The following is an 18,598-nucleotide window of genomic DNA, read 5'->3' on the forward strand; positions in this document are numbered from 1 at the left end:
TGACATGACAATGCATCGTTACCGCAGCCATACCTGTGCCCAGTTGAGAAAGAGCGACGTCGGCTCTTCGGTTCGCCTGTCGGGCTGGGTGCATCGCGTGCGCGACCATGGCGGCCTGCTGTTCATCGATCTGCGCGACCATTACGGCCTGACCCAGATCGTCGCCGATCCGGATTCGCCCGCCTTCAAGGTCGCCGAGACGCTGCGTGGCGAATGGGTGATCCGCGTCGACGGCGAGGTCAAGGCGCGCCTGCCTGACACCACAAATGCCAACCTGCCCACCGGCGAGATCGAGATATTTGCCCGCGAGATCGAGGTGCTGTCGGCGGCCAAGGAATTGCCGCTGCCGGTGTTCGGCGAGCCGGACTATCCCGAGGACATCCGCCTGAAGTACCGCTTCCTCGACCTGCGCCGTGAGACGCTGCACAGGAACATCGTGGCGCGCACCAAAATCATCGCCGAGATGCGCAAGCGCATGACCGATGTCGGCTTTACCGAATTCTCGACGCCGATCCTGACGGCCTCGTCGCCGGAAGGCGCGCGCGACTTCCTGGTGCCGTCGCGCATCCATCCCGGCACCTTCTACGCGCTGCCGCAGGCGCCGCAACAGTACAAGCAGCTGATCATGGTCTCCGGCTTCGACCGCTATTTCCAGATCGCGCCCTGTTTCCGCGACGAGGATCCGCGCGCCGACCGTCTGCCCGGCGAATTCTACCAGCTCGACCTCGAAATGAGCTTCGTCGAGCAGGACGACGTGCTGTCGACGATGGAACCGGTGATGCGCGGCGTCTTCGAGACTTTCGCCAACGGCAAGCCGGTGACGCAGAAATTCCAGCGCATTCCTTATGATATCGCGATGCGCAAATACGGTTCCGACAAGCCGGATCTGCGCAACCCGATCGAGATGCAGGCCGTCTCCGATCATTTCCGCGATTCCGGCTTCAAGGTCTTCGCCAACATCCTGGCCAACGATCCGAAGGCCCAAGTGTGGGGCATTCCGGCAAAGACCGGCGGCAGCCGCGCCTTCTGCGACCGCATGAACTCCTGGGCGCAGGGCGAAGGCCAGCCCGGGCTGGGCTACATCTTCTGGCGCAAGGAAGGCGACAAGCTCGAAGGCGCCGGTCCGCTGGCCAAGAACATTGGCGAGGAGCGCACCGAGGCGATCCGCCAGCAGCTTGGCCTTGCCGATGGCGACGCCGCCTTCTTCGTTGCCGGCGACCCCAAGAAATTCGTCACCTTCGCGGGTGCCGCGCGCACGCGCGCCGGCGAAGAGCTGAACCTTGTCGACCGTGAGCGCTTCGAGCTCTGCTGGATCGTCGACTTCCCGTTCTTCGAGTGGAACGAGGAGGAGAAGAAGATCGATTTCGCCCACAACCCGTTCTCGATGCCGCAGGGTGGTATCGAGGCGCTCGGGGGCGACGACCTGCTCGGCATCAAGGCCTTCCAGTACGACATGGTCTGCAACGGCTTCGAGATCGCCTCGGGCGGTATCCGCAACCATCTGCCCGAGACCATGGTCAAGGCGTTCGAGACGGTCGGGCTGGATCGCGCCACGGTCGAGGAGCGCTTTGGCGGCCTCTACCGCGCCTTCCAGTATGGCGCCCCGCCGCATGGCGGCATGGCGGCCGGTGTCGACCGTGTCGTGATGCTTCTGGTCGGGGCCAAGAACCTGCGCGAAATCACCATGTTCCCGATGAACCAGCAGGCTTACGACCTGTTGATGAGTGCGCCTTCGGAAGCCAGTCCGCAGCAGCTGCGCGAGCTGTCGCTGCGCGTCGCGGCGGTGAAGAAGGACGCCTGATCGCGACGTTCCGGCGGTTCTTTAACAAACCGCCGGAACCGATTCTTTCGGATAGACAATCCAACAAAAAAGCCCGGCATCGCTGCCGGGCTTTTTGCTTTTGAGCGTTTCGCTCGATCAGTCTTCGTTGGCCTTGACGTGGACGCCGAGCGTCTTCGGCAGGTCGAGCGGGTTGGACATCGCACCCGCCATGATCAGCGCGAACGGCACTGCTGCCGGCGGCTCCGCCGAAATCTCGAGGCTCTTCGGATCGTCGAGGTATTTGCTCACCGCGGCCGTCACTTCGGCCGTCAGTTCAGGATTGTTGAGCTGCGCCATGCCGAACGGCACGATCGCCTTGGCCTGGTTGGCGATGTCCTTGCCCGACATGCCCTGCTGCTTGCCGACATACTCAAGCACCTTGCCGGTCAGCGAATCGTCGTCGAAGCGGACCGAGGCGCTGTTGAAGGAAAGCTGCTGCAACAGGCCGAGCATGGCCATGCCCTGCGCCGAATTGTCGGCGCCTTCGGGCTGCGCCGCCAGCTTCTTCTGCATCTCCTGCATCGACTTGACGAAGTCGATCGTGTAGCCGCCGAGGCCGAAGGTCATGCCGAGCGTGCCGGCATTCTCGACCGAGATGTCGTATTTCGACAGGTCCATCTTGCCATCGCTCGGCTGCCAGGTGCCGCCGATTTCGATGTTACCCGAGATGTTCTGGTAGCCGAGGGCCTCGATAGCTTCCTTCGACTTCGCATCGTCGACCAGCGTCAGATCGGCGTTGAACTTTTCCGTCGTGGCGGAAAATTCCATCGCCTTGCCATCGGCCGGCGGGGTGATCTGGACAGCAAGGCCGTCCATCGAGAAGGCGGTCTTGTCGGCAACCTTGACCGTCAGGTTTTCGAGTTCGGCGGACTTGTACATCATCATCGAGCCGAGCGGGCCTGTAGCGCCCTCGGCCGGGATGTTCGCGTCATGGATGACGAAGGGGGTGAGGTTGAGCGTGACGCCGTCCTTGCTGTGCTCGAAGGCCGAAGTCGTGATGGTCGCTACATCAAAGCCGCCATTGGCTTCGGTCACGCCTTCAAGCTTGATGTCGCCGATCGGCAGCGCTTCCTTTTCGGCCGCCGGTTTAACCGACACGCCCTGCAGCACCATGCTGGAATTGTCACCGGAGACCCCGGTCCAGGTGATATCGACGCCCTGGGCGGTAAGTGCGGCCTTCAGCCGGTCGGCAACCGCCGTGTCCTGCGCAAAGGCGGCATTCAGCGGCAGGGTCAGCAAAAAGGTCGAGAAAGCGAGTGTCTTGAGTGTCGAGCGTTGGATTGTCATCGCGAGTTCCCTGAGAGAGTCCTGAAAAACTGTTTTCTCAATTCTGCGCCATCACCATTCCGTGACGAACTGGACGGGAAAAAGGCGCTTTCCCGCAGATTTGTCGAAAATCACGGCGAAAGGCAAACCGGAGCGGGAGCCTTCGCTCGATGCGGTGAATATGTCATGAAGGTCCGGCTCCCCTGCGTACCGTCTCCTGCCTTAGAGAGGGCGTGTAACAGATTGATGTTGGTTGGCAACAGCACTGCTATCGGTGCTGTTGCACAGGGGCGGCACGTTGGAACATGAAGTCCGTCACATCCATTGTCGGATCCTGAGCCGCCTTCACAGCCCGGAGGCCGCAAATTGCGGATTTCCGCAGCCCCGCCTTGCCGCGAATCATCCGCTCGGCTAGTCCAGCCGCATGGGAAAAAGGCTTTTGCCGCCTGAAGATGGCGGCGGTGACCACATCGAACCGGTCGATCTGAAGAAGGCGCTCGAAGAGCGCTATCTGGCATACGCGCTCTCGACCATCATGCACCGGGCGCTGCCGGATGTGCGCGACGGGCTTAAGCCCGTGCATCGCCGCATCATGCATGCCATGCGGCTGCTTCGGCTCAACCCCGACCAGGGCTTTGCCAAATGCGCCCGCATCGTCGGCGAGGTGATGGGCAAGTTCCACCCGCATGGCGACCAGTCGATCTATGATGCGCTGGTGCGCCTGGCGCAGGACTTTTCCATGCGCTACCCCCTGGTCGACGGGCAGGGCAATTTCGGCAATATCGACGGCGATAACGCCGCCGCCATGCGCTACACCGAAGCGCGCATGACCGACGTGGCGACGGAACTGCTTTCCGGCATCACCGAGGACGCGGTCGACTATCGGCCCACCTACAATGAGGAGGATGAGGAGCCGGTCGTGCTGCCCGGCGCCTTCCCGAACCTGCTTGCCAACGGCTCATCCGGCATTGCGGTCGGCATGGCGACGTCGATCCCGCCGCACAATGCCGCCGAGCTTTGTGACGCAGCGCTTCACCTGATCGAGGATCCGAGCGCGCCGGTGGCGAAGCTGATGGACTTCGTCCAGGGGCCGGATTTTCCGACCGGCGGCATCATCGTCGACAGCCGCGCCTCGATTCTCGAAGCTTACGAAACGGGCCGCGGCGGCTTCCGCGTCCGCGCCAAATGGGGCCAGGAGGACCAGGGCAGGGGCACCTGGAGCATCGTCGTCACCGAAATCCCCTATGGCGTGCAGAAGGCGCGGCTGATCGAGAAGATCGCCGAGCTTCTGATCGCGCGCAAATTGCCGCTGCTCGAAGATATCAGGGACGAAAGCGCCGAGGACATCCGCGTCGTACTAGTGCCGAAGAGCCGTTCGGTCGATCCCGGCATCCTGATGGAATCGCTGTTCAAGCTGACCGAGCTCGAAAGCCGATTCCCGCTCAACATGAACGTCTTGTCGCGCGGCAAGGTGCCCAACGTCCTGTCGCTGAAAGGCGTACTGCAGGAGTGGCTGGAGCACCGGCGCGATGTGCTGATCCGCCGCTCGAAGCATCGCCTTGGCGAGATCGAGAGGCGTCTCGAAATTCTCGCCGGCTATTTGATCGCCTATCTCAACATCGACGAGGTGATCAGGATCATCCGCGAGGAGGACGAGCCCAAGCAGGTGATGATGGCCCGCTGGTCGCTCACCGACACCCAGGCCGAAGCCATCCTCAACATGCGGCTGCGCGCTCTGCGCAAGCTGGAAGAGTTCGAGATCCGCAAGGAGTTCGACGGCCTCACCACCGAGAAGAAGCAGATCGAGGCGCTGCTGGCATCCAACGCCAAGCAATGGTCGACGATCAAGTGGGAAGTCGCCAGCATCCGCGACAAGTTCGGCCCCGAGACCGAACTCGGCAAACGCCGCACCCAGTTCGCCGACGCGCCCGAGCACGATTTGACCGACATTGCCCATGCCATGATCGAGCGCGAGCCGGTCACCGTGGTGGTGTCGGAAAAGGGCTGGCTGCGGGCCATGAAAGGCCATCTGGCTGACCATTCCACGCTGACCTTCAAGGAAGGCGACAGCCTCAAGCTTGCCTTCCATGCCCAGACCACCGACAAGATCCTGGTCTTCACCACCGGCGGCAAATTCTACACCATCGGCGCCGACCGGCTGCCGGGGGGCCGCGGCCATGGCGAGCCGATCCGCATCATCGTCGACATGGACAACGACCAGGATATCGTCACCGCTTTCGTCCATGACCCGAAGCGCAAGCTGCTACTGGTTTCCTACGACGCCAACGGTTTCATCGTGCCGGAGGAAGAGGTCATCGCTAACACCCGCAAGGGCAAGCAGGTGATGAACGTCAAGGCGCCCGACGAGGCCAAGGCCTGTGTCCCGCTTTCAGGCGATCACCTCGCCATCGTCGGCGAGAACCGCAAGATGCTGGTGTTTGCGCTGTCCGAGATACCCGAAATGGGCCGCGGCAAGGGTGTTCGCCTGCAGAAATACAAGGATGGTGGCCTGCTCGACCTGAAACCCTTCACGCTGGCGAGCGGCCTGTCCTGGCAGGATTCGGCCGACCGCACATTTACACGCTCGCGCGAGGAGCTGGCCGAGTGGATCGGCGCCAGGGCCTCGGCCGGGCGGATGGTGCCGAAGGGATTCCCGCGGACGGGGAAATTTGGCTGAAGCTGCCGATCTCCCCCCTTGTGGGGGAGATGGCCGGCAGGCCAGAGGGGGGGCGCTGTCCCGCCAGCTTATCAAAAGGTCATGGCTCGCTATACCTGTCCCAACTCTTGGGTCCTCAATGTCGAACCCCACGCTGGCGATCCTTCGCGCCCCCCTCTGTCCTGCCGGACATCTCCCCCACGAGGGGGGAGATTAGCAGCTTCACCAACCATTTGGACTATCGTCACGATTGCGGCACTATAACAGTGCACAAACGCTGGGTAGGCCGGGGAGAGATGGGCGTTTGAAGGAATCCAAGATCCAGAAGCCGGAACGTCAGCAGCGCCTGTTCGGCCTGTCGACGCCGCTGAGAGCCGCCGTCATACCGCCGCTGTCGGCGGCGCGCTGGCTCTTGGTGCTGATCGTCGCCGCCGGTGTCTATTTCTTCCACGGCTTCCTGTTTCCGGTGCTGGCAGCGCTCGTCATCGCCTTCGCCAGCTGGCCGCTCTACCGCAGGCTGCTTGCCGGCGTCGGCGGCAATCGCACCATCGCCGCGACGCTCGCCATCCTGTTCATCCTCACCTTCCTGGTGGTGCCGATCGCGCTCGCCGGCACCTATGCCATCAACGAGGTCCGCGAATGGGTCGGCTGGGCGATCGAGACCAACCGGCACGGCGCGGCCACACCGCAGTGGATCACGACGCTGCCTGTCGTCGGCGAGTGGTTGAACGAGCAGTGGGCGGACAATTTCGGCCATCCTGGCGGCATCGGCGAACTGATCCAGCTGGTCAGCGGCGCCAATATCGGCAGCATCTATCGCGGCGTGCTGGCGGCCGGCGGCAGCGCCTTCGGCCTGTTGCTGACGCTGCTGTTCATGATGATCGCGCTGTTCTTCGCCTATCGCGACGGCGAGCACTTTGCCGGCCAGATCGACCGCCTCGGCGAACGCATCCTGCCGACACGCTGGGAGCGGATTTCGCGCGTCGTGCCGGCAACCATTTCCTCGACCGTCACCGGCATGACCGTGATCGCCATCGGCGAGGGGCTGGTGCTGGGCGTCGCCTACTGGCTGGCCGGCGTACCGTCACCAGTGACGCTTGGCGCGCTCACCGGCGTGATGGCGCTGATCCCTGGCGGCGCGCCGCTGTCGTTCACGCTGGTGTCGATCTACCTCGCCGCCAGCGGTTCGCCGATGGCGGGGCTGGCCCTGTTCATCTGGGGCGCCGTGGAGCTGTTCATCGTCGACAAGACCTTGCGCCCGAAACTGGTCGGCGGACCGATCAAGCTGCCTTTCCTGCCGACCTTTTTCGGCCTGATCGGCGGCGTCAAGACGATGGGCTTTCTCGGCCTGTTCATCGGCCCCGTGCTGATGGCGCTCTTGGTGGCGATCTGGCGCGAATGGCTGCGCGAGGTGGAATTGGCCGAAGACCCCGTTCCCGATGCCGTCGCCGAGATCGAAGGCGGGCCGCCACAGATCGAGATTGTCGCCGGCCCGGCCAAGAAAAGTCAGGCTGGGTAAGCAACCGCGAGCGCTGCCCGCCGCTTGCGCCCGTCATGCAATTGCCGCAGCGAGTGCGCGACCAGCGTGACGATCAGGATCGAGCCGCCGATCAGGCTGTTGCGCGACGGCGTCTCGGCAAAGATCATCCACACCCAGACCGGTGCCAGCACCGTTTCGAGCAGATAAAACATCGCCACTTCCGGGCCTGAAATGTATTTCGGCCCATTGGCGAGGCAGAAGAAGGCGAACGGCATGATGACGGCGCCATTGAAAATGATCCACCATGGCGCCTCCACCTGAAAACCGGTCTTGGAGACCATCAGCGCCGCCAGCCCGAAAGGCAGGAGGACGCCGGTCAGCGCGGTGAAACCCATATCCTTGCCGCTGGCGCGCGAGACGGTGATGGCGCAGGCGATCGCCAAGGCCGAACACAGCGCCATCACGTCGCCGAACAGATATCCCGTGCCGATGGAATCGCCGACGATGATGGCGATGCCGACGATCATTAGCGCCATTGCCGCAAGCGTCAGCGGTTGCGGCTGCTCTTTCAGGAACAGCCACGACAGCAGCGCCGAAAACATGGTGGAGAAGGCCAGGATGAAAACCAGATTGGCGGTCGAGGTGTTGTAGACGGCGGTGATGAAGGCGATGGCGCCGAGCCCGTAGAGGGTGGCGACGACCAGGCCGGACCAGCCGGGTATGAGCTGCGGGGCATTCTTGCTGAACGAGCGCCAGACGGCCCATACGATCAATCCCGCCACGAAGGTGCAGCCTGTGCGCAGCAGAAGGATCGTCCAGGCTTCGCCATGGGCGAGGCGGATCAGCGGAATGTCGACGGTCAACGTCAGGCCGCCAAGCGCGGTGAGCAGCAGTCCTTTGGTGTGAGCATTGTGAGATGACATGCAACGACTTTCGCAATGGACGAGAGGCAGGATGACCGGTCGGCGCAATCGCGCACTCTCCACCAACCGGCGGAAAGACCAGCATCATCCCGGTTGAAAATGTTTAGGCCCGGAGTTGGGAAAGAAGAAAAATCAGCGCGTGACCGCTTCGTGGTCGTAGCGTTCCCAGCCCTTGGGGCCGAGATGCTCCTGCGGCATGAAGCGCATCTTATAGTTCATCTTGCGCGAGCCGTTGACCCAGTAGCCGAGATAGACATGGGGCAGGCCCATGGCCCTGGCGCGGGCGATATGGTCGAGGATCATGAAGGTGCCGAGCGAACGGTCCTCGAACTCGGGATTGAAGTAGGAATAGACCATCGACAGGCCGTCGGCCATCTTGTCGGTCAGCGCCACCGCGATCAGCTCGCCCTGGCCCTTGCCGGTGATGAACGTGTCGGGGCCGCGGCGCCGATATTCGATCACCTTGGTGTCGACATGGGTGTCCTCGACCATCATGGCGTAGTCGAGCACCGTCATGTCGGACATGCCGCCGCGGCGGTGGCGGGCGTCGAGATAGCCGCGGAACAGCGAATACTGCTCGGTCGACGGCTGCGCGTCGTGCATGGCGCCGATGAGATCGGAATTGCGCTGGATCACCCGCTTCATGTTGCGGCTGGCGGTGAATTCCTGCGCCAGGATGCGCACCGAGACGCAGGCGCGGCAGGTCTCGCAGGCCGGCCGGTAGGCGATGTTCTGCGAGCGCCGGAAGCCGCCTTGCGTCAACAGGTCGTTCATCTCCGGCGCCTTGTCGCCGACCAGATGCGTAAACACCTTGCGCTCGAACTGGCCCTCAAGATACGGGCACGGCGATGGCGCGGTCAGGAAGAACTGCGGCGACTGGGTTGGATGCTGCGTCATCGAACCTTGGGAACACTCCTGCGAATCGCTCTACCTTTGGCTTGGCCGGCGAAAAATTCAACAGGATTGTGAAGGTGGGGTTGAATGGACGCCTTCACATTTGCGCACAAATGCCTGTTGGGGTCGGTTGAACACCGGTTCAACGGTCGCTGCGGCTGACAACCGTGCCAAGCAGCAGGTCGTGCAGCGTGCGCTTGCGATCGGAAAACAGCGTCACCAGGAGGATGAGCGGCGTCAGGATGACGGTGCTCGCCCAAAACAGCACCGAATGGACGACAGCGGTCAGCCCGTCGATGCGCGTGCCGTCGAGACGATCGAGCCGGATGCCCATCATCCTCATGCCTGAAGTGGCCTGATTGCGGCCACCCAGCGTGTTCCAGATGTAGAGAATGGCGACCGCCGGCACGAGGATGGAATAAAGCGCCCACCCAAGACCGAATGTCAAAAGGCCAAGCACGGCCACCAGGATCGCGAACGGAATGGTGAGCAGCGCCACGATGCAATAGTCGATGATGAAGGCGAGGATGCGCCGCGTGCGCACACCGTCATAGGCCCTGACGTCGTCGAGCCTGCTGGTGATGATTTCGCCGTCAAGTACGCGCGCGTTCATGTCATGTCCTCGCCATGGCATCCAATGGGAATGCCCGTCGCCCTTTCAAATGGTGAGGGCGATGGCGAATTCAAGAAACGGACGCCCCGGCGTCCGGCGCAACATGCCTAGAAGATGCCGCGGAAAAGGCGGTAGCGTACCCTGCCCATATACTCGCGGTATTCCTGCGACCTTTCCAGGATAGCTTCCTCCCGCAGGATGCGGTGGATCTGGAAAAGCGTGATGATGGCATAGACGGTGAAATTGTAGATCGAGAAGCTCGACAGCAGGAATAGAATGTGTCCGATCAAATAGCCGGCGTAGATCGGATGCCGCACGAACCGGTAGGCGCCGCCGGTCACGACGCCGCGATTGGCGGGCAGGATGGCGAAGGAGCGGCCAAGCGACACCTTGCCCCAGATGACAATCCAAAGCCCAATGAACTGGATCGGCGCCGCGATATAGAGCGGGATGATGGGAACGCCGGCCTCCATCGAGACAAAGCCGGCGCCGAAACCGGCTGCCAGAGCGATGAAGACGGTTAAGGGGTTCCAGTCGCGCACCAAGGGTCGCCGCGCCGTCAGCAACCAGATGAAAGTCAACGAGTCGGAGATCATCAGCAGCAACAGGTTGAGACGGGCTGGATCGACGAACAGATGCTGCACGCCCCGATAGACAAAGAGTGCGGCGACAGCCAGGGCTATGAAACGGAACAGTCCCTCTCGCAGATCGATGAGGATCTCGCGGCTGCGCAGGCTGGACCAGAGACCCGCTTCCGCGCCAGACAGCGGCTCACTCTTGAAAATGGTCAAATCAGTCACCCGTTGGTCCCCTCGAGAGCGACCATTGCACGCAAGCGTTGCCGTCGGGTTAAGCTTTCTCGCGCACTTCTCACATTACGCCGGAAGATTCATCACAGTTGGGCCGAACCGCACGAGTTTGCCGTCTGGGCAGTTGAACATGACACTCTTCCCAGTTTAGCTTGCTGCGGCGCAACAAGACGCCGAGGGGACGGGGAAATATGGATTACGACATGCTGGTCATCGGCAGCGGCCCTTCCGGCCGCCGCGCCGCCGTGCAATCGGCCAAGCTCGGCAAATCGGTGCTGGTGGTCGATAGGGGTCGGCGCCTCGGCGGCGTCTCCGTGCACACCGGCACCATCCCGTCCAAGACGCTACGCGAAACGGTGCTCAACCTCTCCGGCTGGCGCGAGCGCGGCTTTTACGGCCGCGGCTACCGGGTCAAGCAGGACATCTCCATCGCTGATCTGGTTGAGCGCTTGCACAAGACGCTCGACCACGAGGTCGAGGTGCTGCAGCACCAGTTCATGCGCAACGCGGTCAAGAGCGTGCGCGCCATGGCGAAATTCGTTGGCCCCAACAAGGTCAGCCTGACGGCCGACAATGGCGACTATTCGGAGGTCGGTTTCGCCAATGCGCTGATCGCGGTCGGTACCAGGCCGCACCGGCCGCGCGACGTGCCTTTCGACAAGATCCGCGTCTTCGACAGTGACGAGATGCTGGAGCTCGACCATCTGCCGCGCACGCTGACGGTGATCGGCGCCGGCGTCATCGGCGTCGAATATGCGACCATCTTTTCGGCCCTCGACGTGCCGGTGACGCTGGTCGAGCCGCGCAACACCATCCTCGATTTCGTCGACCGTGAGATCGTCGACGACTTCATCCACCAGATGCGCGACCGCGGCATGACCATTCGTCTCGGCAGCACGGTCAAGGAAATTGTCTCCAAGCCCGACTATGCGGAAGTGACGCTCGCAGATGGCCGCACCATCCGCTCCGAGATCGTGCTTTATGCCGCCGGCCGCAGCGGCAATCTCGGCAGCCTCGGCCTCGACGTGGTCGGCATCGAGGCCGACTCCAGAGGCCGCATCAAGGTCGATCCGCAAACCTTCCAGACCAGCGTGCCCAACATCTATGCCACCGGCGACGTCATCGGTTTCCCCAGCCTTGCCTCGACCTCGATGGAGCAGGGCAGGGTGGCCGCCTGCCACGCCTTCGGCGTGCAGTTGCCACCGCCGCCGGAAACCTTTCCCTATGGCATCTACGCCGTGCCGGAAATCTCCACCGTGGGCCAGTCGGAGGAACAGGTGCGCGAAAGCGGTGCTGCCTATGAGGTTGGCCTGGCGCGGTTCCGCGAGACCTCGCGCGGCCACATCATGGGCGTCAACACCGGCTTCCTGAAGCTGCTGTTCTCGGTCGAGACGCGTCGCCTGCTCGGCGCCCACATCGTCGGTGAGGGCGCCACCGAACTGATCCATATCGGCCAGGCGGTGATCAATCTCGGCGGCACGGTCGACTTCTTCGTCAACAACACCTTCAACTATCCGACGCTGGCCGAAGCCTACAAGATCGCCGGGCTCGATGCCTGGAACCGGATGGGGCAGGGGTAGGCGCTGGAGCTAGCCTTCCATCTGGGCGAGCAGCGACAGCATGACGTCGGCCGAAGGCATCGGCAGCACCGCCTCGATTTCCGCTGGCGGCACGCCGGCAATCGCGGTATCCGCACCGCCGGTGACGAGCGGCCCGCGAAAAACCATGCCGTTTCGGGCTGGTGAGCGCCTCGAGCCGTCTAGCCGCGTCTGCGATCGTCCGCATCCACATCTTTCAGCCGGCTTACTGTTTTCAGTGGCTCGCTGGAGCGTTATGTGAGTTGGTGGGTCGTGGACGGGCGCGACGGGAGATCGACATGCTGGGCTGGTTCCGCAAGCTGCTGCCGCGCGAAGATCGCTTCTTCGATCTGTTTGAACGGCATTCCCGTACCGTAGTCGGTGGCGCCGAGGCGCTGGAGCAGCTTCTGCAGGGCAAGGACATCGAGCGCTGGTGCCAGAAAATCATCGATCTCGAGGACGAGGCCGATCATATCACGGCCGAAGTCCTGCTGGCGGTGCGGCGCTCCTTCATCACGCCCTTCGATCGCGGCGACATCAAGGACCTGATCCAGTCGATGGATGATGCCATCGACATGATGCACAAGACCGTCAAGACGGTGAAGCTGTTCGAAAAGAAGGAATTCGACCCGCTGATGCAGGAAATGGGTGGCGTCATCGTTGCCGCCTCCAGGCTGGTTGCCGAAGCGATCCCGCTGCTCAGCAAAGTCGGCACGCACACGGTGCGCCTAAACGCCATCGCGGAAGAAGTCATGCGCGTCGAAAGCCGCGCCGACGACCTGCATGAGCAGGGATTGAAGGACCTGTTCAAGCGGCATGGCCGCAGCGATCCGATGGCCTACCTGATCGGCAGTGAGATCTATGGCCAGTTGGAGAAAGTGGTCGACCGCTTCGAGGACGTTGCCAACGAGATCAGCGGCATCGTCATCGAGAACGTCTAGGCAATGGAAGCCACCATCGCCTTTCCTGTGCTGGCCGGCCTTGTCGCCGTCGCGCTGTTTTTCGATTTTCTCAACGGCCTGCATGACGCCGCCAACTCCATCGCCACAATCGTCTCCACCCGCGTGCTGAGACCTCAATATGCGGTGCTATGGGCGGCCTTCTTCAACTTCATCGCCTTCATGTTCTTCGGCCTCCATGTCGCCGAGACCGTGGGAAAAGGCATAGTCGACGTCACCATTGTCACGCCGGCGGTGATCTTTTCGGCGCTTGTCGGCGCCATTGTCTGGAACATCGTCACCTGGATTGCCGGTATCCCATCGAGCAGCTCGCATGCCCTGATCGGTGGGTTGGTTGGCGCGGGTATTGCGAAGGCCGGCGTCGGCGCCATCGTCTGGACGGGGCTTGGCAAGACGGTCGCCGCGATCGTCCTGTCACCGGCGACCGGCTTTGTCCTCGCGCTGGTCCTGGTTCTTCTTGTCTCGTGGCTGTTCGTGCGCCAGACACCGTTCGCCGTCGACAGCACCTTCCGCGTCATGCAGTTCTTTTCGGCCTCGCTCTATTCGCTCGGACATGGCGGCAACGACGCCCAGAAAACCATGGGCATCATCGCCGTACTGCTCTATTCGCAAGGCATGCTCGGCGCCAATTTCTACGTGCCGCTATGGGTCGTCCTCACCTGCCAGTCGGCGCTGGCTCTGGGCACGTTGCTCGGTGGCTGGCGCATCGTTCACACAATGGGCTCGAGAATAACCCGGCTGAACCCGATGCAGGGCTTCTGCGCCGAGACCGGCGGCGCCATCACCCTGTTCGCGGCCACCTGGCTCGGCGTCCCCGTGTCGACCACCCACACGATCACCGGGGCCATCATCGGCGTCGGCGCTGCCCGCCGCGTCTCGGCCGTGCGCTGGGGCATTGCCGGTAACATCGTCATCGCCTGGATCGTCACCTTGCCGGCGACGGCGGCAATTTCAGCGCTCACCTATTTTGTCACCCGCCTGGGCGGCTGACGCGGAACGGGCGCCAAAATCTGAGTATGGGCGATGAAGCGTCCAAACAGATATGACGCAAAGCCTGGCCCTGAAGTGTCGTTTGCTTTTCTCACCCAAAACCGTGTCGCCCAAACCAGCCCTTATCGGGTTTTTGCCAGATTTCTGCTAGGCAACAGTTTCACGACGCTGGCCTCTTGGAGGGTTTTGAGCGCTTCCTCCTTGGTGAGGCCGAACTTGCGGGCAAAGTAGGCGGCTTCGATCGCCATTTCGCGATCTGCCTGCGGTTCGATTTTCTGCTTTGCCTTCTTGCCCGCGCCACGAATCATAGCACATTCCGCTAGATAGCTCCAAAGAAGCTCGTCCACGGTAGTTGTCTAAGTTTGAAATTTTAACCCTGTCCGAAGCGGTCATTCAGCTAAGTCCCGCAATGTGCTATGATTCGACACATGGGGAAGAAGGCGAAGCAGAAAGCCAAACAGGCGATAGCAGAACCAATAGACGGCAAGCTTGAAGCGGAAGCCGCCTACTATGCCCGTAAGTGCGGCATCACCACAGCCGAAGCCRCCCAGATCATCCGAGATGCCTACGCTCCGAAGTTATCGATAGTCGGCAAGGACGGCGTGAAGGGCAGATAGCCCTAGGCGATCTTCTTCTTATAGGAACCGCGCTTCCCCGGCTTCGGCGCAACTGCGTCCATCTTCTCGCAAAGGTCGTCCATCGACCGGAGAGTTTGCGATACGCCAGCGGCCATTGCCGGCGTCATTTTCAGCGTCTTGTGCATCGTAATGAAGTTGTACCAGACTGTGTAAATGGCGGCCATGTGGACATGGTTTTCGAACTTCTTTGAGAACGCATCGGCAAGACGCGTGAAGCGGCGGTTTGCCATACGCATGGCGAGGTTGGCGCGCTCGATGTGCGACGTGCTGACATGCAAAGGATCGGGATTGCCTTCGATACGGGTCTTGGTCGCGCCAGTGCAGACGGCCGGGCTATAGCGCGCTCCGGCGGGCAGCGGCCAATGGGTTCTCGGCTTCTTTAGCCGAGATCGTGGCGCGGTCGCGAACGTCGACAGCGCTCTCTATCCTGACACTTTCGGACGGATGGCCACGATTGCCGGCACGACGCGGCAAGTGACGATTTGCTATGTAGCAACCGGCGCCGCCAGCCACTGCCGGACGATTGCGGCGTCAGGGTCGCCGATTTCATGACCTGAAGGCACGATCCGCGCGTCGACCTCGGCGCCGCGTCCGTGGAGCAGCGTCATCAATGCCGCCGCAAACGGCCCGTAGGTCTGGTCGGCGGCCCCGGCGACAATCAGAACCCGCGTCCCCGTGAGGTCGGTTGCCGGCGCGTCGTCAAGCACCGGCATAGCTCTCAGCAGCGCCGCTTTTCGGACGAGGCCGGGGTTGAGCAGCATCAGGCTGGACACCAGATTGGCGCCGTTGGAATAGCCGAGGAAGGTCGCTCGGGCGAGGTCGAGCCTATGGCGTTTTGCGGCCTCGCTTGCGAAGGCGGCAAAGGCTGCTGTTTCGGCACGGATGCTCGCCTGCTCGAAACTGGTCGGCGTGATGCGCTCGAACCAGCGGAAGCCGTCCTCCTGGGCGATGCGGCCGCGCACCGCGACCAGCGTGGCGTTGGAGGCGATCTGCCTTGCAATCGGCAGCATCGTCGTTTCGTCGACACCTGATCCGTGCAGCAAAAACAGGCACTCCCCGCCAGCGTTTTCCGGCTTGAGGAGGCGGTAGGGAAAGGCCAGATCCCGGTGCAGGCCGGCGTTCTTTTCGCTATATTCAGACACGCTCATATCTCTTTGATTTCGCGGATATATTGGTCATTTGCCGGCTTCAAAACGGAATATTTTCATGCTCCGCGAAATGTGATTGAACCAGGCTCATTTCAGACCGTTTCTGCGCCGATATGCTCCCTGCGGGAGGAATCGAAGCGGTGTGCGCCGATGGTCGCATCCCGGCATGAACAACACGAGCACGCTTGCTCTCGCTTTGAGGCCTTTTGTCGATGACTACGCAACTCCCGCCGGATCGCGCCGAACGCGACACCCGTATTGACGTGTTCCGCGCGCTCGCCCTCCTGACCATCTATATCGACCATGTGCCGGGCACCGTCTTCGAAACGCTGACCTACAAGAATTTCGGATTCTCGGACGCGGCGGAAGCTTTCGTGCTGATTTCGGGCATGTCGGTCGCGCTCGCCTATGGCAACAAGTTCCAGCCGGGGAGCCGGCTGCTGGCGACGTTGAAGATGTGGCGGCGGGCGGGCGTCCTTTATACCGCCCATATCGTCACGACGATCGTGGTCATGGCGATGTTTTGCGCAGCGGCGGTGTTCGCCCACCGGCCTGAACTGCTGAAACTCATCAACATCGAACCGCTGATGAAGAACACGCCGGAGGTGATTGTCGGCATCGTCACGCTCGGCCACCAGCTTGGCTACAACAATATCCTGCCGGTCTATGCGGCGCTACTGTTGATGGCGCCGCTTTTCCTGCTTTTCGTCAGCTACAGGCCGCTGCCGGCACTGATCTTTTCCGGCGCCCTGTGGCTGGTCGCCGGCATATGGCAGATCGCGCCGCCGAACTATCCGGAGCCCGGCGTCTGGTTCCTCAATCCGCTGTCCTGGCAGTTCCTGTTCAACATTGGTCTCGCCGGCATGCTGCATGTCAGGCGTGGCGGCACAATTCCCGTCAATCGCTGGCTGGTGGGCGCCGCGGCAACCTATGTCGCGGCAGCAGCGGTCTGGGTGCACAGCCCGCTCTGGGGCCAGATCACCTGGTTCGACCTGCCCGTGGTGATCGGCGGCTTCGACAAGACGTTCCTGTCGCTGCCCCGGCTGCTGCACATATTGTCGGTGAGCTATCTGATCGTCGCCCTGCCAGCTTTCTCGAACCTGTTCCGTTTCAGCCCGGACCATCCGCTTGCTCTGCTCGGCAAGCGCTCGCTACCGGTGTTCCTGGCCGGCACGGTGATCGCCATGGTGGCGCAGGTGATGAAGCTGATTAATCCGGGCGGCTTTGCCTATGACGCCCTGCTGATATCGGCCGGCATCGCCATGCAGTTCGCGCTTGCGTTCTATCTCGAATGGCTGTCCGGCATCGGCTGGTCGGGCAAGAAACCGGTTCGGACCGAAGCCCCGGCCGCTCGCCAGCCTTTCGGCATGTCGCCCGTAGTGGCAAGGCTGAGCCGGTGAAAGCGAAGGCCTTTAGGCGGGAGAGGGGCCTGACGAGGCTCTGATCACCAGATCGACCGGCAGCAGCTGCCGGCTGAGCGAGCCATCGTTCTCCAGGATCGCCTTGACGGCGAGCCGGCCCATCTCGGCAATCGGCTGGGCGACCGTGGTCAGCGGTGGCTTGGAGTCTGCGCCTTCAGGCACGCCGTCGAAGCCGACGATGGACACGTCGCCCGGCACGGCGATGTCGTGTTCGCGCAGCCAGTCGAGCGCATGCAGCGCCATCCTGTCCGACATGGCCAGGATTGCCGTCGGCCGCTGCGGCAGCGCGAAAATATGCTCGAGGCCGGCGCGCACGCTCTCTTCGTCGTTTAGGGTTTCGTAGATCGGCACAAGCGAGACGTCGATGCCGAAGCGGGAGAGTTCCGCGAAATAGCCACGCAGACGGTCGCGCGTGCCGGAATAGAGGGCCGACGTCTCGACTTGCTCTTGCGTGACCGGACCAAAGCCGGCGTCGGCAGATTCCAGGGCGAGCACGGCAAAGCGACGATGGCCAAGCTCGGCCAGATGGCGCGCGGCAAGGCCGGCGCCGGCGACGTTGTCGATGCCGATCGCCGCGACCGCCTCATTCTCCGAATCGAGGTCGAGCGCCACGAAAGGCAGTTTGCGTTCGCGCGCCAGTTCGACCAGCCGCGAACCGCCCTCGATGCAGAACACGATGAAGCCGTCGACAAGCGCACTCTGGATGTTCCAGGCGAGCTGCTCGCTGTTGGCGGCCGAGACCAGCGAAATCCCGGCGCCGGTCGCGTCGCAGGCCTGCGAGATGCTGGCCATCATGACGCGCGCAAAAGGATCGTCGAAGAAGTAGGACAGTGGCTCGGCGGTCGCGACGCCGATGGCGTTGACCTTGCCGGCGCGCAGAAGTCGACCTTTGGGGTCGGGACCGGCGTAGCCCATTGCCTCGGCTGCCGCCTTTACCCGTTCGCGCACCTCTTCGCGGACAATCTCGGGCCGAGCGAAGACATTAGATGCGGTGCCGTGCGAGACGCCCGCCGCCTTGGCAATATCGGCCAGCCGCACTGGTCTCGTCTTCCCGGAGGTCAATGCCGTCATCTTCGTCTCCTGAACCAGCCTCCATCTAGCACTTTCGTTGGATCGGTTCAAATTTTCCTTGATCGGAGGGCGGGGAGGGTCTATATTTGAATCGATCCAGAAAAATTTACCAGCTATCCATTGGATCGGTTCAAGAGGAGGGTGCCATGCATCCCATGAATTATCTGTTCGAAGACATCTACGGCAATGACTGGGGCATCGCCTCCGATGCCGCCACCCGCAAGCGCCGCGGCAAGACCGGCCCGTGGAAGCGCGACCTGCATTTCCTCGTGGAACGCAAGCGGAGCTGATCGGTCCGCATTTTCGTGCCGGTTGATTGGATCGATTCAAT

17 protein-coding genes and 2 pseudogenes are annotated in these 18,598 nt (G+C 62.3%); 9 read left to right on the forward strand and 10 right to left on the reverse strand.

Annotated elements, in window-relative coordinates:
* Nucleotides 1-10 precede the first annotated feature (10 nt).
* Nucleotides 11-1,801, forward strand: coding sequence for an aspartate--tRNA ligase (aspS, locus tag AC1DYO_RS10260; RefSeq protein WP_477262919.1), 1,791 nt, complete (start codon nt 11-13; stop codon nt 1,799-1,801).
* Between the two features lie 117 nt (nt 1,802-1,918).
* Here the strand turns inward: aspS and AC1DYO_RS10265 are convergent, their stop codons facing one another.
* A complete protein-coding gene (locus AC1DYO_RS10265; RefSeq protein ID WP_477262798.1) occupies nt 1,919-3,109 on the reverse strand; it encodes a hypothetical protein in 1,191 nt (396 codons plus the stop codon).
* A 403-nt stretch (nt 3,110-3,512) separates the two neighbouring features.
* Between AC1DYO_RS10265 and parC the strand changes: the two genes are divergently transcribed.
* Entirely contained in the window at nt 3,513-5,765 is a 2,253-nt protein-coding gene (parC, locus tag AC1DYO_RS10270; protein WP_477262800.1) for a DNA topoisomerase IV subunit A, read from the forward strand.
* A 283-nt stretch (nt 5,766-6,048) separates the two neighbouring features.
* Nucleotides 6,049-7,263: an AI-2E family transporter gene (locus AC1DYO_RS10275; RefSeq protein ID WP_477262802.1), complete on the forward strand. Its 1,215-nt coding sequence runs from the start codon at nt 6,049-6,051 to the stop codon at nt 7,261-7,263.
* On the opposite strand, the gene AC1DYO_RS10280 is transcribed toward AC1DYO_RS10275, so the two are convergent.
* From AC1DYO_RS10280 to AC1DYO_RS10295, 4 genes are all read right to left on the reverse strand, one after another.
* Nucleotides 7,251-8,147, reverse strand: a complete 897-nt coding sequence (locus AC1DYO_RS10280) for a DMT family transporter (RefSeq protein ID WP_477262804.1) — start codon at nt 8,145-8,147, stop codon at nt 7,251-7,253. The genes AC1DYO_RS10275 and AC1DYO_RS10280 overlap by 13 nt on opposite strands.
* Before the next feature lie 132 nt (nt 8,148-8,279).
* Nucleotides 8,280-9,044 (reverse strand): arginyltransferase, encoded by a 765-nt coding sequence (locus tag AC1DYO_RS10285; protein ID WP_192253163.1) that lies wholly within the window; start codon nt 9,042-9,044, stop codon nt 8,280-8,282.
* 139 nt (nt 9,045-9,183) lie between these two features.
* Entirely contained in the window at nt 9,184-9,654 is a 471-nt protein-coding gene (locus AC1DYO_RS10290) for an RDD family protein (RefSeq protein ID WP_477262806.1), read from the reverse strand.
* A 107-nt stretch (nt 9,655-9,761) separates the two neighbouring features.
* The gene (locus AC1DYO_RS10295; RefSeq protein ID WP_477262808.1) at nt 9,762-10,454 is read right to left on the reverse strand and encodes a methyltransferase family protein; all 693 of its coding nucleotides are present in this window, start codon (nt 10,452-10,454) and stop codon (nt 9,762-9,764) included.
* Between the two features lie 200 nt (nt 10,455-10,654).
* On the opposite strand from AC1DYO_RS10295, the gene sthA reads away from it, so the two are divergent.
* Nucleotides 10,655-12,043, forward strand: a complete 1,389-nt coding sequence (gene sthA / locus AC1DYO_RS10300; protein WP_181060773.1) for a Si-specific NAD(P)(+) transhydrogenase — start codon at nt 10,655-10,657, stop codon at nt 12,041-12,043.
* A 9-nt stretch (nt 12,044-12,052) separates the two neighbouring features.
* Here the strand turns inward: sthA and AC1DYO_RS10305 are convergent.
* Nucleotides 12,053-12,233: pseudogene (locus AC1DYO_RS10305) on the reverse strand (hypothetical protein); the annotation flags it as partial.
* 106 nt (nt 12,234-12,339) lie between these two features.
* Between AC1DYO_RS10305 and AC1DYO_RS10310 the strand changes: the two are divergent.
* Both AC1DYO_RS10310 and AC1DYO_RS10315 read left to right on the forward strand, forming a co-directional pair.
* Nucleotides 12,340-12,981: a DUF47 domain-containing protein gene (locus tag AC1DYO_RS10310; protein WP_112397070.1), complete on the forward strand. Its 642-nt coding sequence runs from the start codon at nt 12,340-12,342 to the stop codon at nt 12,979-12,981.
* Nucleotides 12,982-12,984: 3 nt separating this feature from the next.
* The gene (locus AC1DYO_RS10315; protein ID WP_477262810.1) at nt 12,985-13,989 is read left to right on the forward strand and encodes an inorganic phosphate transporter; all 1,005 of its coding nucleotides are present in this window, start codon (nt 12,985-12,987) and stop codon (nt 13,987-13,989) included.
* A gap of 122 nt (nt 13,990-14,111) precedes the next feature.
* On the opposite strand, the gene AC1DYO_RS10320 is transcribed toward AC1DYO_RS10315, so the two are convergent.
* Complete coding sequence (locus AC1DYO_RS10320) at nt 14,112-14,336, reverse strand: hypothetical protein (protein WP_477262812.1); 225 nt, start codon at nt 14,334-14,336, stop codon at nt 14,112-14,114.
* A gap of 81 nt (nt 14,337-14,417) precedes the next feature.
* Here AC1DYO_RS10320 and AC1DYO_RS10325 point away from each other — a divergent pair, with 81 nt between their 5' ends.
* Nucleotides 14,418-14,606: a hypothetical protein gene (locus AC1DYO_RS10325; RefSeq protein ID WP_477262814.1), complete on the forward strand. Its 189-nt coding sequence runs from the start codon at nt 14,418-14,420 to the stop codon at nt 14,604-14,606.
* Nucleotides 14,607-14,608: 2 nt separating this feature from the next.
* On the opposite strand, the pseudogene AC1DYO_RS10330 reads toward AC1DYO_RS10325, so the two are convergent.
* Nucleotides 14,609-14,968, reverse strand: a pseudogene (locus AC1DYO_RS10330) (IS1 family transposase); the annotation flags it as partial.
* A gap of 144 nt (nt 14,969-15,112) precedes the next feature.
* Nucleotides 15,113-15,769, reverse strand: a complete 657-nt coding sequence (locus tag AC1DYO_RS10335; protein ID WP_477262816.1) for an alpha/beta hydrolase — start codon at nt 15,767-15,769, stop codon at nt 15,113-15,115.
* A 218-nt stretch (nt 15,770-15,987) separates the two neighbouring features.
* Between AC1DYO_RS10335 and AC1DYO_RS10340 the strand changes: the two genes are divergently transcribed.
* A complete protein-coding gene (locus AC1DYO_RS10340; RefSeq protein WP_477262818.1) occupies nt 15,988-17,175 on the forward strand; it encodes an OpgC family protein in 1,188 nt (395 codons plus the stop codon).
* A gap of 12 nt (nt 17,176-17,187) precedes the next feature.
* Here AC1DYO_RS10340 and AC1DYO_RS10345 read toward each other — a convergent pair whose 3' ends face one another.
* A complete protein-coding gene (locus AC1DYO_RS10345; protein WP_477262820.1) occupies nt 17,188-18,267 on the reverse strand; it encodes a LacI family DNA-binding transcriptional regulator in 1,080 nt (359 codons plus the stop codon).
* Nucleotides 18,268-18,413: 146 nt separating this feature from the next.
* Between AC1DYO_RS10345 and AC1DYO_RS10350 the strand changes: the two genes are divergently transcribed.
* Nucleotides 18,414-18,557, forward strand: a complete 144-nt coding sequence (locus AC1DYO_RS10350) for a hypothetical protein (protein WP_477262822.1) — start codon at nt 18,414-18,416, stop codon at nt 18,555-18,557.
* Nucleotides 18,558-18,598 lie beyond the last annotated feature (41 nt).

The sequence above is a fragment of the Mesorhizobium sp. P2_F5 genome (genome assembly GCF_056403715.1).